Source organism: Xanthomonas euroxanthea (genome assembly GCF_900476395.1).
GTDB classification, from domain to species: Bacteria; Pseudomonadota; Gammaproteobacteria; order Xanthomonadales; family Xanthomonadaceae; genus Xanthomonas; species Xanthomonas euroxanthea.
Window position 1 is genome coordinate 729,011 of record NZ_UIHB01000001.1, and the last position, 15,274, is coordinate 744,284.

Genomic DNA, 15,274 nt, shown 5'->3' on the forward strand with positions numbered 1-15,274 from the left:
GAACCTCCCGACATCCCGTCGCCGTTGGCGGCGGTTCTTGGGTTGTTCCAGGAGGGCGTTGCCATGTCTACCGCACCATCCATGCCGGCAGCTGTGCCGGTTGATCTGTTGCCAACCTTCGCTCATCGCCTGCATTGGTATGTGCGTGAGGTGCTACGCCGGCGCGCCGCACGCGCAGCTGTTGAGCAGGCGAGCGCCCATTCCGCGCATCCGCTGAGTTGTCAGCCCGCTGTGTTGCCGCACACCTTGCGCCGCCGGTTCGCACGCAAGGCCGTGGCGTTGCAGCAGCGCGTTGACGCATCCACCAACCACCACCCGGAGGCGCCATGACACGCCGCCGCCCACCCACGGCATCTGCCAGCGCACCGCCCACCCGCACGCGTGCGCGCCCCGCGCCGCCCAAACGGGTGCAGTGGGTCGTTGTGGAACCCGACCGCACCAAGCTGCCACCGATGCTGCCGCCCGACCCGGACGCCTCCCCGCAAGGCCCCGGCACGCTACGCGCACCCCGCCGCGCCCGCCGCCCGCGCCAATGCACCGTCAGCTACACCCATTACCCCGGCGCCCACGACCACGCCGGCGACCAGCACGTGCCCCACGTCCGCCTCAGCGGCCTATGGCTGGAACAACTGGGTTTTGCCATCGGCACCAAGCTGCGCATCACCGCCAGCGAAGGGCAGCTGCTGATGGAGGTGTTGCCGCCGGTGGAGTTGCCGGTAGCGACAAGCAGGGCGCGGCGCTAGGCTGGGGGCCGACGGCCTGAGCTGGCACCAGACTTGGCCAGAGGCGCGGGAAAACCCTTCACCTACGTGAGTTTTGTTCCCCAGCGTATTCCGTTGCTAGCCTATGAAGCGAAAAGATCCGCGGCCACTGTATTGGCCGGAACGTGCCCGAACTGGTTGCGTGATGTAACTTGTCCAGCCTGGACACATTTAAAGGTACACGGCCATGAAAGGCATTGGGAATAGTTGTTATGCACTAATCTTTGCCGGAGTCCTTCTGCTGCCTGGGTGCGGTCAAGCACAGCCGGAACCTGGTAGCCAGCAAGCGGCGGCCACCGCTGCGACACCTGCTTCTACTCCAATCACAGATGTCGATCCACCGCGACCTCCCCAGGTTGGGATCGGCACCTATGTCACCGAAGGTGGGTGGGGGCGCCTGATCATTGATGCACCCAAGGGCCAAGAACTTTCGAAGTTCTCGTTGGACACAGAGAATGTCGACAGCGGGTGTACGCTTTCTGGTCAGTTGGATAAAAGCGGCAACGCGGTTGTTTATGAAGGTGCAGAGGCAAGTCAATGCTCGCTTGTTCTAAAGATGGAGGCGAATGGTGTAGCCATTAGCACTTCAACCAAAGAGCAGTGCCAGGCCTATTGCGGAAGCAACGGCAGCTTCGAGGGAATCTATAAGCGTGTGTCTTCAAGCTGTGCCACCGATGCGATTGAGAAGGCGCGTCACGACTTCAAATCCTTCTACGATAAAAAGAAATATGTCGAAGCCAAGGGTGTGCTTGCGCCCATTTATCAAAGCTGCGTTCCGACTATGAGTTTTGCCGATGAGGGCGCACTACGGAACGATTACGCGCTCACGCTCTACAAGTTGAAAGACAAGCCAGGTTGCCTGTCGGCTTTATCCAAATACAAGCAAGATGCTGCTCGCACGGATGACCAGATTTCCGAAGGGATGGCGCCAGCGGTCGTTGATGAGTATTTGACCGTCATCCACGCTGCCCGCACGAACATAGCGCTTTGCAGCCGTTAGTTGATTGATTGTCAGCCAAGGAGAAGGAAATGCCACAAGAAACAGGACAACCAGCGCGGCCGCAGCTGAGTGACAACGAACTCAAAACACTTGCTTATTTTGCGATCGGCGTCGCGTCAGAGGGAAGCATGGCAGGTAAAAACGTTGCCTACCAGCTTTCATTTGCGGGGTCCATCAATGATGGTGTGATGACTCCTATCGGCAATAGTGGATTTTCAATCGGGACACTGCAAACCGATCTCGGGCAACATCCAGATGTCGCAACTGGTCTAGTTGACGCCTATCAGGGATGGGCTAGGCAACAAACACCGGCCGTAGCTCTTTCAGAGCAGCAGCGCACGCAAACCATCCACGACTTACAGCGGGATGGTCATGCCATCAAGGCGGAGAATGGAAGAGCACTTGATGGGACGGTCAAATCAAACATTGATCGATTTCTTGCTTCTGACGCGGGAGTCGCTTTTGTACATGAGCACGACCGAACTCAGGTCGAGCAGCTGATGCGACCGGGCGATGGCGCAAAAGATTTGGGCAGCGCAGTGCAGCAGCTACGCAAGACGGATCTATATGCAGATTCAGGTCTGAATGATCAAGCAAAGTTGGCAACGATGATCATGAAGCTCGAAAACCAGGCTGGACGTGGTCGCTACCCTGGCGTGCTACAGGGTATCAACGACGGGACGTTGCAGAGTGTCGACGATGTAAAGACGAGAATCGACGGCATGCTTCCCAACAAGATCGTCAAAGGTCACGAGCAGGCGGACTACATCGAAAGCGGTGTAGAGCATGCACTTAAGGGTACCGCTGTCTTCAACGCGTTGCGTGAGGCAAACCAAGCAAGCCCACTCTCTACTGCGTACGGTAGCGTGGTGGCCGATCCACTCATCAATCCAACTGATGCACGTAATGGCCATGGCGCTGCTGATGTATCTCATCACTACGGTGTGGTTAAAACACTCTTCTTGCAAAACGGCGAAGCCCCAGCCTTTATCCAGTCAGTGGATCAAGGCGCAAGTCACGCATGGGGGCGCCCACAAGCTGAGGGAAAGAGCGGTCCAACCGCAGGCCTTTACTCTTCTGGCAACGATGTTGTCGTATGGAATCGTGACGGTCAGGGCCATGCAGTTATTGGTGGTGTGTGGTCGGATGCTTTACGCGGTAGTCTGAACCGTGAGCGGCACCAGGACGGAACGACTGATATCAATCGCGTTAACTCGGATGGCTCACACGAACGCCTGCTCCATGTTGATCCGCATGCAAGTCCATTGCGTGTACGAGGTGAGGTCGGGCACCCTGAGCGGCATGAAGCGCAGCCTGTAGGGCCGACGCATGGCTCGCTCAGTCCATCGCAAGATCCCTTACATCGCCAGGCCGAAGATGCCGTGCGCCGCCTGGAGCAAGGCCTCGGCAGGGAATACGACGACAACAGCGCCCGCCTTGCAGCAAGCAGCGCGTATCTAGCCAAGGAAAACGGGCTGTCGCGGATCGATCATGTCGTGCTGAGCGAGAACACCAAGTCCGTGCGACAGGGTGAGAACGTCTTCGTGGTGGAAGGCGCGTTGAACGACCCCGCCCACAAGATGGCGCACATGAAGACCAACGACGCGATTGCACAGCCGGTCGAGCAGTCTCTGGCGCAGTTGCAGGCCTTGAACGAGACGCAGCGTCAGCAGCACTCCCAGCAGCAGGAGCAGCAGCGCGAGCAATCGATCGCTCCGCAGCACCGGATGGTGTAAGGACTACGGGTCTGGTGGTCTGGGATGTTCCTTTCGGGTAGTCGGATTTGTGGTGGGCATCTCGCATGATTGGCAGGGCGAAAGTGGTCGCTGCCTTAACCACCGTTCTGGTCATATGCATTTCGATCAGGTTGCCGGTTGTAGGGGTACATCCAGACTGAAGGACGGGGACATGATCTTTTTCTCGGCGCATGTGACTGGCCCGGCGAGCGGCACAGCATGCGGTAGGGGATGCGCGGTGAGCCTGTTAGTGTCGATGGCGGCCTGTCTGATTCTTGCGGCGCCTGTTTCCGGCACTCCGGTCTTTCAGCAAGCTGTTGTAGCATCCGGAAGCAGAGCGCAGCCGGAAGCGCCTGATGTAATGAGGCGACTTAGGCAAGACGTCGACCGCTTGGTCATCACGGACTTCAAGGATATTGCGGCGCTTGATTCTTTACTGACGACAAGACTCGGCCCCATCCAGTCACGAGATGGGATGGCTGTACGCGTCGGTAGCAATGGTCTGTTGGCAGGCATCGCCGTGCGTAATATCGAGCTTCGGGGTGCGCAAGAAGATCGATCACGAACAACTCTGGTGATAGAGGTCTGGCCGTCCCGCGTTCTTTTCGATGATGCGGCCTGGTCAGACGCCCTCCCGTATCCGCCTCACCCAGATGCGCCCGGCTCCAGGGCTTACAGGCTGCTGCAGGTCGGTACGACGCGAGTTGTCATTGGTCTAACCGGAGACCAGCTGCACGTGAGTTACATCACCGTCAGCAAGACTTGATTCAACCGGTGCAGTCAGGTTGTCTGCAGGATGGATGAGGCGTATGTGGTCAATTCACGGGAGGACAGCTGCGTCACGCCGTCCGATCGCATCTTGATCAAGAAGAAGTATCCGGGCGCTTACGGGCCCGTCGAGTTTCAAAAGGCGGCACACAGAAGCTGAGTAGTGGTCGACATTGCAGAGACGCATGCGCATTCGTGAGGTGAGCACACGCATTGGTCTAGTTCACGCTTCGTAGCAAGCGGCGTAGCCGTTATCTGCAACTGCTAAAGCGTGCCGCCTCGCTGTTTGCATAGAGCGCGCGGAAAAAGCGTGGCAACCGGGCGATGCCGCGCTCCGCTGCGCGTGCAGCGATCTAGTGTCGAGCGCGTGGTGGTCATGCTCCAGGCTGACTAGCGCGCAAAACGTAGGGGGTTAGCATCGCTTGCCGTCATAGAGGAAGAGGTGGGGCTGCGGTTCGGGGTGCGGTGCCCACCACCCACTCTCCACCTTTTGGCTGCACTGCTCATGTTCAGATCCACTTGCACGGCCCTTGCGCGCGCATGGCGCTGGTGTGTTGTGTCGCAAGATGCGTGGGGGCGTTGGTGGGCAGCGGCACTCGGCCGAAGGCGCGGCGATCACGATGAGCTCGCGTGACGGGCCGCCTGCGGCGCGCGGCCAGCCGTCGCTTGGGGAAAGGGAGCGCCTGCGTGCCGAGTTCGACCAGGCGCTGGCCGCACTGCATCCTGAGCTGTTGGCGTACCTGCGCCGCCGTACGCGCGATGCCGAAACCGCTGCAGACCTGGCGCAGGAGACCTTCTCGCGGATGATGGTGTACCGCGATGCGCCCAACATCGGCGACCGCCGGCTCCTGATGTATCGCATTGCGCACAATCTGGTGATCGAGCTGCGGCGCTCGCGTCAGCGGCGGCTGGCGGCGCAGCACGTGTCGCTGGATCAGGTGGCGCCGATCAGGGCCGACGAGGCCGGCGTGGACGAGATTGCCGAGGCGCGCCAGACGCTCGATGTGCTGCTCAAGCGCACCTTGCTCGAGCTGCCTCCGAAGTGCCGGCTTGCGTTCAAGCTGAGTCGGTTCGACGGGCTTACCTATCCGCAGATTGCCGCGAAGATGGGCATCTCCATCAAGATGGTGGAGAAGCACATCAGCCGTGCGCTGCTGGCGTGTCGTGCGGCCGTGGGGGAGTTGCCGCAGTAACCGGCCTGCGAGGCCGCTGGCTGGCGCCGCCGGAAGTTGCTGGTAGCATCGTGCGCGAGGGCGCAGGGAGACCGCCCGCCAGGAGTCACCAGCCATGCGTGCAGAGTCCGAGCGCATCCATGCGCAGGCGGCCGCCTATCTCGTGCGACACGGGCGCGAGAACGCGGCCGAGCGCGCCGCACGTGAGGCATGGCTGGCTGCCGACCCGCGCCACCATGCGGCCTACCAGCAGTTGCTCGAGGTGGACGCACACGCGTCGGCGGTGCTGGATGATCCCGAGTTGCAGGCCGCCACTGCACACGACCTGGAGCTGCTGACCCGGCCCTCTGGCCGGCGTCGTCGCTGGCCCTGGCTGGTACTGACAGCGATGCTGATTGCCGCGATCGGCTATGCGGTGCATCACCTGCTGAGGCAGTAGCGCGCACTCGGCACTCAGCACGTAGCACACAGCACACAGCACTCTGCACTGCGTGTCGCATAGACCGTTGAATGTGCGCTTTGCTGCACCGCTGCCTGCGTCTTGCACAGATTGCTGGTAGGGCATTGCGCTTGCGCAACATCACTTGTTGTCGGGGGACGCAATGGCGATGGTGCCGCGCCCAGGACGCGAAGGATGCACATGCACGCACGACGGGCAGTAACGGGGAGCGGTGTCGGTTTTGATCATGCACGCAGCAGGCTGGCAGTGGCGGGGATGGCACTGCTGTCGCTGCACGGCCATGGGGCGCAGCAACACGCTGCCGCGCAACGCGTGCCGGTACCTGCAGTAGAAGCCGACACGCAGCGCGTTGAGGCGCCTGCCAACGTAGCCGTCGCAAGGCGTGCACTGGCGATGGCGATGCGTACATAGCGCGTCGAACGCGCAGCAGGTGGTGGGGGAGGGCAATAGCGCACACAGCGATTGACGTGTCGGGGCCCGGATGGGTGCCGAGGCACTTGCGTGCGCGATGCTTGCTCGCAAGCAAAACAGTTAGCGATTCTGATCACTGTTCGCCGCGTTGCGGTGACCGTGTTTCAGCAGTCAGGTGCAGGACCCATCTTGCTCAGCTGGCGGTGCGCACCGGGCCGACCGGAGTGCGCCGTCGGCGGGCCAACCCAGGCAAGCCAAAGGACGCAGCATGAAGACACGTACGTTACGCGACGCCATTTCCATCGCCCTGTTCGCCATGGCGAGCGGGGCGGCAGATGTGGTGGGGGCACAGGCGGCGACGGCGCAGGTGGCGACGGAAGCTCAGGCAGCGGCGCAGAAAACGCCGGCAGCCGTGGCACCGAACGCGGGCGAGCCGCCCGGGCCCGGCTCGCCGGGGCCTGCGATTGCGGCGGCACCGCCGGCGCAAACCGCCGCGACCGAGTTGGAGTCCATCGAAGTCACCGGCACGCGCATCAAGGGCGGTGCAGTTCCGTCGCCGGTGATTTCGATCAGCGCTGCGCGGATCCAGGAAGAGGATTTCAGCGATCTGGGCGAGGTGATCCGCAGCGTGCCGCAGAACTTCTCCGGTGGGCAGAACCCCGGCGTGCTGAGCGGCAATCTGGCCGGGGCCGGCAATGCGAACCAGAACATGACCGGTGGCGCGAGCCTCAACCTGCGCGGCCTGGGCGCCGATGCCACGCTCACCCTGCTCAATGGGCGCCGGCTTGCCTATGGCGGATTCACCCAGGCGGTGGACCTCAGCGCGATCCCGGTGGAGGCAGTGGAGCGGCTGGAGATCGTGGCCGACGGTGCGTCGGCAATCTATGGGTCGGACGCGGTGGGTGGCGTGGGCAACGTGATCCTCAAGCGCGACTACGACGGAGTGAACGTCGGTACGCGCTTCGGGCGGGCAACGCAGGGCGGGCTCACCTCGCGGCAATACAGCGTCACCGCCGGCACCACCTGGCGCAGCGGTGGCGTGATTGCAACCTACCAGGACGTCTCGGCAGACCCCATCTACAGCCGTCAGCGCAGTTACACCACACAGCTGGTGGACCCGTCCACGCTGTATCCGGGCAGCGACCTGCGCAGCGGGCTGCTGAGTGCCTACCAGGCGCTGGGCGACAACGCCGAGCTGCGCCTGGATGCGTTACGCACTGAACGCGACCAGCTGCACTTTTACGCTGTCAGTGGCCGCAACAGCCGGGTCACGCCGACCACCACCAGCCTGCTGCTGTCGCCGAGCCTTGCGGTGTGGTTGCCCAACGACTGGACGCTGACGCTGGGCGCCACCGACGGCAACAGCAAGCACGATCAATACCGCCAGGAAACGGCGCTGGCCAGCGGGGCGGTGAGCGTGACCGACCTGTGCTACTGCAACGACAGCCGTAGTTACGAGCTGGGCGCCGAAGGGCCGCTGTTCGCATTGCCTGCAGGCGATGCGCGCCTTGCCGCCGGGGTGGGGTATCGCAGCAATACGTTCCGCAACGTCAACCACGTCAATGGCGAGGAGACGATCGACGGCAGCGAAAGCGCGCGCTTTGCCTATGCGGAGGTGAGCCTGCCAGTGGTGGACCCGGCGCAGGGCGTGCCCGGTGTGCAGCGACTGACGCTGACCGCGGCGGTGCGCGGGGAGGACTACAGCAGCTTTGGCGGGGTGACAACGCCCAAGTTCGGTGTGCTGTATGCGCCTGGCAGCGATGTAACGCTCAAGGCCTCGTGGGGCAAGTCGTTCAAGGCGCCGACGCTGTTCGAGCGCAACTACGCGCAGGAGGCGTGGCTGTTCCAGCCGGGCGCGTTCGGCGGGGTGGGCTTTCCCGCCGGGACGACGGTGCTGGTGGCCGATGGCGGCAACCAGGATCTGCAGCCGGAGCGCGCCATCACCCGTTCGGTCTCGCTGGCCTGGCACCCCGATGCGCTGGATGGCCTGGAGGCGGAGCTGACCTGGTTCGGGGTGGACTACAGCAACCGCGTGCTTCAGCCGATCGCCAATGCCAGCCAGGCCTTGCGCAATCCGATCTACGCGCCTTTCGTGGACCGTACGCCGACGCCGCAGGCGCAGGCCGATGTGATTGCGCTCGCCAGCCGGTTCTCCAACTTTGCCGGCGTCGCCTACGACCCGAGCCGGGTAGCGGCAATCATCTACACGCAATACGCCAACGTGGCGCAGCAGGACATCGAGGGTCTGGACCTGAGCGGTAGCTACCAGGTGGCGTTGGCGCGCGGCACGCTGACCTTGCGCGGGGCGGCGAGCTGGCTGGACAGCACGCAGCAGACGTTGCCCGCGCAACCGGCGTTCGATCTGGCCGGCACGCTGTTCAACCCACCCAGGCTGAGCAGCCGCGTGGGTGCGGTATGGAAGCAGGGCGGGCTCACTGCCTCGCTGTTCGGCAACTACCGCGGCGCGGTGCGCAACCGCGCCGATGGGGTGGAGTCGGCATCGTTCACCACATTCGATATGGCGTTGCGCTACGCCACCGGCGCACGCCGCGATGCATGGGCGGGGCTGGAGTTCGGGGTATCGGTGGACAACGCCTTCGATCGCAATCCGCCGTTGTACCGGGTGACCTCGCCGCTGTACGTGGCCCCGTACGACTCCACCAACTATTCGGCGATCGGCCGCTTCGTGAGCGTGTCGGTGTCCAAGCGCTGGTGATGCGTCGGCTGCCTGCTGCAGCCGAGGTACAGGCATGGCTCTTGAGCGTTGTTGAGAGGAGTGTGTGCGTGAGGAATCACAAACCATGGCGCCTGCTGCTTGCAGGCGTGCTGATGACGGCAGGTGCGTGCGTGTGCAACGCCCAAACGGTATCGCCCCAGCGCTTGCTGGAGGTGGTGGATATCGGCAGCCCCACGCTGTCGCCGGATGGCCGCAGTGTGGCCTTTCGCACCGAGCAGGCAGCGGTGCAACGCAACACCTACGACAGCGTCTGGTATGTGCAGGGCCTGCAGGACGCTGCACCCAGACGCGTTGCCGATGGCGGCGTGCCGTTGCGCGATTCGGCTGGCGGGTCCTTGCCTGCAAAGGTGCTGTGGTCGCCGGATGGCCGTTGGCTGTACTACCGCGCGTTGATCGATGGCGTCATCGCGGTGTGGCGCGCGGCGGCGGACGGTTCCGGCGCGGAGCCGGTGACGCACGATGCGGCGGATGTGCAGGAGTTCGCGCTGGCTGCGGACGGGCGCGTTCTGCGTTACCGCATCGGTGCGACACGCGAGCAGGTGCTGTCGGCAGAGCAGGACGAGTATGCGCAGGGCATCCGGATCGACGAGACGGTGCCGCTCGGGCAGGGCCTGTTCCGTTCGGGCAATGTCGACGGGCGCCTGGCCACGCAGCGCTTCGGCTCGGTGTGGTTCGATCGTACCGGGCTGTTGGCCGGGGTGCCGGCGCGGTGGATGGCACTGGATCTGGCGACTGGGGCCACACAGGTGCTCGCCGATGCGCAGCGACCTGACGCAGAGCCCGACGTCAGCGCGCTGCGCGGCCTGGTCGGCGATGTGTGGAAATCTGCGCGCGCGCCACAAGGCGGTGCGGTAGCGGTGTTGTCGCGCGTGGGTGACGGCAGTGGGCAGCTGTCCCGGCCGGACGTGGCGCTGTCAGTCTTGCCCGGTGCACATGCGCGCAAGGCCGTGCGCTGTACGGCGGCGGCCTGCGTGGGCAAGGCGATCAGTGGCGTCCAGTGGCGCCCCGGGAGCACGGAGGTGTTGTTCACCATCACCGATCCTGCCTTGGGGCTTGCGCAATCCATCCACCGCTGGGATCCGGCCAGCGGGCAGGTGCAGCTGGTGGTGCAGGGCGGCGGGTTGATCAACGGTGGGCGCGATCCATCGGCACACTGTGGCGCATCGGCCACGGCACTGGTCTGTGTGACGGCCGATGCCGACCGCCCGCCACGTCTGGAACGCATCGTGCTGGACGGCGGCACGCGCGGCGTCCTGTTCGACCCCAATGCGGCGTTGGCGGTGGACATGGCAAACGCGACGCCCGCGCGCCTGTTGCAGTGGACCGATACCCGCGGACGGCACTACAGCGGGCAGTTCTTTGCGGCACGCGGCCACGGCGACGGCCAGGTGCCGTTGTTCGTCACCTACTACAGCTGCCCCGGCTTCGTGCGCGGTGGCGTGGGCGATGAGTGGCCGCTGGCCGCGTTGGCGCAGGTTGGCATCGCAGCGCTGTGCATCAATCAATTGCCCGGCTACACCCTGGATGCGGTGGAACGCCACGGCGAAGGACTGGCGGCGGTGGAAAGCGCGGTGGCCTTGCTGTCGTCGCAGGCGGGCATCGATCGCACGCGGGTGGGCATGGGCGGGCTGAGCTTCGGCGGTGCGGTGACCCTGTGGACGGCGACCGAATCGAACCTGCTGGCTGCCGCTTCGGTGGCCAACCCGGTGGTGTCGCCGTCGTACTACCTGTTCGGCAGCATGAAGGGCGAGCCCTTCCTCAAGGGGCTGCGCGAGATGTGGGGCCTGGGTGCACCGGAGCAGACACCCGAGCGATGGAAGGCGCTGTCGCCGGCGTTCAAGCTGGAGCGGATTCGCGCGCCCATCCTGTTCCAGCATTCCGAGCAGGAGTATCTGTACGCGCTGGACTACCTGATTCCCCTACTGCGTGCGCAACGCGCCGAGTTGTACGTGTTTGCAAACGAGCCGCATCAGAAGTTCCAGCCGCAGCACAAGTTGGCCGTGTATGCGCGCAACGTCGACTGGTTCCGCTTCTGGTTGCAGGACTACCAGGACGCTGCACCGGAAAAGGCCGCCCAGTACGCGCGCTGGCGTGCAATCAAGGCGGCACTGCCGGCGCGTGGCAACTAGCGTGCGTGGTGCGGCTGACACGTGGCACGTTGGCATGCGGGCGACACGCATCTATGCAGCGCAGGCAATGTCAGCGCTGATGACGGACCCAGTTCTCGACCGCACACAGGTCGAAGATGCGCATGACGCTGTGGTCGCCGTCGGCCACTGTGTGGTCGAAATGGTGGCGCAGGGCATCGGCGTCCAGCAGCCCCTGGCCTGCAAGCCGACCCTGCAGCAGATAATCGCGGATCTGCTGCCTGCCCCGACGATAGACCGCGCCGGAGTAGTTCATGAAGGTGCCTTTGCTGCGGCGGTGCAGGATCTGTGCAGGCAGCACATCCGCAAACGCATCGCGTGCCACGGCGCGATTGCGGCCGCCAGCGATCCACATCCAGCTCGGCACTGTCAGGCAGGCTTCCACCACCGGTTGCGACAGCAGCGGCATGCGCAGGTGCCACGACGCACTGCGCGCCAGTCCATCGCGGAACACCTGGGTGCCGGCAAGATCAAAGATACGTTCGCGGTCGCCGGGCAGGCTGTCGGGTGGGGCATCGAACCAGGGATGCGATTGCAATGGAACCGCAGCCTGCGTGCCTGGCAGGAACGATCGCTCCGGCGTGCGCGGCGGTCCGGCCTTGGCGCGGAGTTTCCTGATCGTCAACCTGCCTGCTTTCCAGAGCGTGCACTGGTGCAGTTCGGCAAGCGCATGGACTGCGCTGACGCCGGCGCGCAGGCCGCCTGCACGGAAGGCATCTGCGGCGGGTGCGGCGGTTCTGGTGTTGCAGAACACGGTGTCGCCACCGCCGCCGGAAAAGAAACTGGTGATGGCCAGCTGCGTGCCGATCGCTTCTTTCAGCGCATTGGAGGCATGCTGCAGAAACCAGGTACTGGGCGCGACCGCGTGTGCCGGCGGTGCGAAATCGACCGGTGCAGCGTCAAACCCCAGCGTGCGCACGATCAGCTCAGTGCCCAACAGATCGCTCATCTGCCGGGCATAGTGCCGCTCGTCGGCGCCAGGCACCGGCGTGACCAGATTGCAGCACGCCACGCGCGCGGTGGTGTCTTTCAGGCACGCGGCGAGGATGGAAGAGTCCAGGCCGCCAGAGAGTTCCAGCAGCACGGACGCATCGGTCCGCGCCCAACAGGTGACGCTGGAGGCCACCGCCTGACGCACCTGCGCCTGTGCGTCGAGTGGGTCGTGCCGGCGCCGAGAGGCAGCGACGAAATCCCAGGGGTTCCAGACGTGTTCGACACTGCTGCGGTTGGGCTGCAGACATAGCTGGCTGCCCGGCAGCAATTCGCGTACGCCGACAAGCCCTGTGCGCTCGGTCTTGAGGTGTGGGTAGTGCAGATGATGGGCGATGGCGTCCCAGTCGATCTCACGCGTGTACACACCCGCATGCGTGGCGATCGAGATATCTGAAGTGATGAAGCCATGCTGTAGCGCGTAAACGCATGCCACGCCGCCGGAAGGCTCGCGCATGACGGTGATGGCGCTCGGGTCCGCGTGCGGTGCATGCAACAGCAGGTACTCGCCCCAGTGCGTCTCGATCAGGTGCCGCGTCCGCTGTGCTGCGGACAACGCATGCAGCGATGCGCCGTCCAGCAAGGGGGCATTGTTGCGCTGCGAAAAGACATGGCCGATCAGTGCGCCGCCACCAGGCAGGTCGAGCACGGGCGTGTCGTCTGATGCATACAGGTCGATGTGCCCAGCGCGTTGCCGTAGCTGTAACCCGATCTGTCGCAACGACGCATCGGCAGCGGCGCGGTCGCCATCGCGGTGTGCCTGCGCATGGTTGAACAAGGCGATGTAGCGGTACATCACACCACCCGGATGGGGGTATGCGCGTGGACGTTGCCGACCGTGTCGTTCAGGACGAGATCGCCTGTCTGGACCCAGCAATGGGCCGAAAACGGATCGAGTGCGACGCCGAAGACAACCTGGGCGTCGAGCTGGCGCCGACGCAGGAATCTTGCCAGTGCGACTGAATCGAGCAGGCAGCGCATCTCGACCGGCACCCACACTCGTGCGCGCCGGAAGACGGATGCCGCATCGGTGAGCCGTTGCTCGAGTTCGGCGAGCGGGCGTTGCTGCATCCCCCGACGCTGTGCTCCAGCGGAGAGGCTGCCAAGGACCCTGCCAAGCGGGTTGCGCTTCAATGCCAGGCGCGTGGACAGCACAAGTGCCAGCACTTCGAGTTTTTCAAGCAGCTGTGGTCGTCGCGCCGGCACGGGCATTTCCATCGCGCTACGCGCAACAGGTATGACGGAAGGCTGCGGGCCTACGGTCGCTTGCGACCGTTCCACCAGCAGTCCCCGTTCGACAAGGTCGTTGATCTCCAGGTCTGACACCGGGTCTTGCGCCAGATAGGTGAGCAGGGAGTGCTCCAGTGCCTCGGGCAGACGGAAGTAGCGGTCGTTACCGACATCCAGGAACACCAGGCGCTCGCCAATGCGGCAGAACGCTAGGTCGTCGCGCAATGTGTAGCGTTGCATGGCGCTGTCCTTGAGAGAGAAGGGGCGCACCGTTGCAGTGCGCCCCGTGGCCTGGGAAGTTGCCCGCCGGCATGTACGGCCGAGTGGCGACTGCCGCGCGTTGGCAGTGCCTAGTCTTGGCTGATGCCCAGCGTGGTGATGCCGCCCATTTCTTCGCCTGCCAATGGCCCGCCTTGTGTGTCCAGGCTTGCGATGCCAAGCACGATGAGATCCTGGCCAGACGTCGTGGTATGCGCGTCGTTGTTGCTGGTATCCATGGTCTCTACTCCTGGTGGAAGAGGCGTGCGCTCAGGCACGCCTCGGGTTCACTCTTCGGAAATGCCAGGCACATTGAAACCGCCGATTTCTTCGCCAGCGAGCGGGCCGCCCTTGGTGTCGGTGCTGGCAATGCCAAGCACCGTGATCTCGCTGGATGCATCGCTGTGGGTGGTGTCATTGATGTTCATCGCTGTCTCCTGGTTGTGCCATGGGGATCCATGACGCAGACACGTTAGAGAACGTGTGTATTGATTTTCAAATGATTAAGTCGTAACACCGTCATGATTAAATGCACTGTGTGACCGCCATCGAAGATGACCGTGCAAGCCTGGCCAGTGGTGTCGCATCGCGCCATTCATGCCACATCAGGCGCACGCTGCCGGCGGTGCGCCAGCACAGAATGTGGATCTTGCGAGGCGTAGCGCTGGCGACAGTCAGTGCCGCGCTGTCAAACCTGACGGCCGCGCTCATGCATGATCGCCACGATGCGCGGCACGGCCTGGATGCGACGCGCATGTAGGCATGCAGCGCAGCACTTAGCGCCGCAGGGTCACGCTGCACTGGCAGCAGCGTGGCCGCGCTGTCAAACCTGACGGCTGCGCTCATGCATGATCGCCACGATGCGCGGCACGGCCTGGATGCGGCGTACGTGATAGGCATGCAACGCTGTTTGCAGCGCCGCAAGGTCGCGCTGCTGCCAGTGCAGCGTGAGCTCTGCCAGTTCTTCTTCAAGCCCGTCGAGCAGGCCGTGTTTGGCACGTCGCACTGGGGCCAACCTGTCATTGGTCTGCCTGACCGCGTGGTGCAGCGACCAGTGCGCGGTGGCACGGGCGATGGCGTCGAAGAGCTTCCAGGTCTGCTTGACCACGTCTGTCGCTGCACTGGTGGATTCCGGCTCGCCAGTGGCATGCGGCACCAATGCAACGCCCATATCGCAGGCCATCCGCAACAGGCGCTCCATCCAGTCGTACAGATCCCGCAACGCGACCTCGGTGAGCAGCGGCACCTGAAAGCCATAGCGTGCGTGATCGATGAGCAGGCCTTCGCCGACCAGGCGATACAGCGCAAAGCGAACTGGCGTGGAGCTGATCTTCAACTCGGTGGCCAGCTTTGCCGGGTCGATGCGCTGACCGGGCGGATACCGCCCGGACTGCAGTGCGCGCCTGACCTGCGCATAGGCAACTGCACGTTTGGAGTGGATTTCACTCATGACGAACTCCTTGTCTGACCGCGACGCCTCCCCTGGCTGGATCGTACATGCAATGGCTGCGGCAGGAGTTGCTGCGGTAGTCCTTTTGGTCCCGGGCTTGTCACATCGTGCCGCGTACGAGGCAGGCTGCGAGCCAATACGCTGCCCCGACAGT

13 protein-coding genes are annotated in these 15,274 nt (G+C 63.8%); 8 read left to right on the forward strand and 5 right to left on the reverse strand.

Annotated features, from left to right (window positions below; all coding sequences use genetic code 11):
- Positions 1–326 precede the first annotated feature (326 nt).
- From CPBF1521_RS03160 to CPBF1521_RS03195, 8 genes are all read left to right on the forward strand, one after another.
- Complete coding sequence (locus tag CPBF1521_RS03160) at positions 327–743, forward strand: SymE family type I addiction module toxin (RefSeq protein WP_115675911.1); 417 nt, start codon at positions 327–329, stop codon at positions 741–743.
- A gap of 205 nt (positions 744–948) precedes the next feature.
- Complete coding sequence (locus tag CPBF1521_RS03165) at positions 949–1,761, forward strand: hypothetical protein (RefSeq protein WP_147295416.1); 813 nt, start codon at positions 949–951, stop codon at positions 1,759–1,761.
- A gap of 29 nt (positions 1,762–1,790) precedes the next feature.
- Positions 1,791–3,497, forward strand: coding sequence for an XVIPCD domain-containing protein (locus tag CPBF1521_RS21620; protein ID WP_235858390.1), 1,707 nt, complete (start codon positions 1,791–1,793; stop codon positions 3,495–3,497).
- A 238-nt stretch (positions 3,498–3,735) separates the two neighbouring features.
- The gene (locus tag CPBF1521_RS03175) at positions 3,736–4,263 is read left to right on the forward strand and encodes a hypothetical protein (protein WP_181901088.1); all 528 of its coding nucleotides are present in this window, start codon (positions 3,736–3,738) and stop codon (positions 4,261–4,263) included.
- A gap of 622 nt (positions 4,264–4,885) precedes the next feature.
- Entirely contained in the window at positions 4,886–5,458 is a 573-nt protein-coding gene (locus CPBF1521_RS03180) for an RNA polymerase sigma factor (RefSeq protein ID WP_235858391.1), read from the forward strand.
- 94 nt (positions 5,459–5,552) lie between these two features.
- Entirely contained in the window at positions 5,553–5,876 is a 324-nt protein-coding gene (locus CPBF1521_RS03185; protein WP_115675921.1) for a DUF4880 domain-containing protein, read from the forward strand.
- Between the two features lie 700 nt (positions 5,877–6,576).
- Complete coding sequence (locus CPBF1521_RS03190; RefSeq protein WP_115675923.1) at positions 6,577–9,024, forward strand: TonB-dependent receptor plug domain-containing protein; 2,448 nt, start codon at positions 6,577–6,579, stop codon at positions 9,022–9,024.
- A 68-nt stretch (positions 9,025–9,092) separates the two neighbouring features.
- Positions 9,093–11,174 (forward strand): Atxe2 family lasso peptide isopeptidase, encoded by a 2,082-nt coding sequence (locus CPBF1521_RS03195; RefSeq protein ID WP_235858392.1) that lies wholly within the window; start codon positions 9,093–9,095, stop codon positions 11,172–11,174.
- A 70-nt stretch (positions 11,175–11,244) separates the two neighbouring features.
- Here the strand turns inward: CPBF1521_RS03195 and CPBF1521_RS03200 are convergent, their stop codons facing one another.
- The 5 genes from CPBF1521_RS03200 to CPBF1521_RS03220 form a co-directional block, all read right to left on the reverse strand.
- Entirely contained in the window at positions 11,245–12,978 is a 1,734-nt protein-coding gene (locus tag CPBF1521_RS03200; RefSeq protein WP_115675926.1) for a lasso peptide isopeptide bond-forming cyclase, read from the reverse strand.
- A complete protein-coding gene (locus tag CPBF1521_RS03205) occupies positions 12,978–13,652 on the reverse strand; it encodes a lasso peptide biosynthesis B2 protein (protein ID WP_115676501.1) in 675 nt (224 codons plus the stop codon). Before CPBF1521_RS03205 ends, CPBF1521_RS03200 begins: the two co-directional genes overlap by 1 nt.
- Positions 13,653–13,762: 110 nt before the next feature.
- Positions 13,763–13,909, reverse strand: a complete 147-nt coding sequence (locus CPBF1521_RS03210) for a benenodin family lasso peptide (protein WP_104573314.1) — start codon at positions 13,907–13,909, stop codon at positions 13,763–13,765.
- Positions 13,910–13,957: 48 nt separating this feature from the next.
- Positions 13,958–14,098, reverse strand: a complete 141-nt coding sequence (locus CPBF1521_RS03215) for a lasso peptide xanthomonin 1 (RefSeq protein ID WP_115675928.1) — start codon at positions 14,096–14,098, stop codon at positions 13,958–13,960.
- A gap of 395 nt (positions 14,099–14,493) precedes the next feature.
- Positions 14,494–15,120 (reverse strand): GntR family transcriptional regulator, encoded by a 627-nt coding sequence (locus tag CPBF1521_RS03220; RefSeq protein ID WP_181901089.1) that lies wholly within the window; start codon positions 15,118–15,120, stop codon positions 14,494–14,496.
- Between the last annotated feature and the right edge of the window lie 154 nt (positions 15,121–15,274).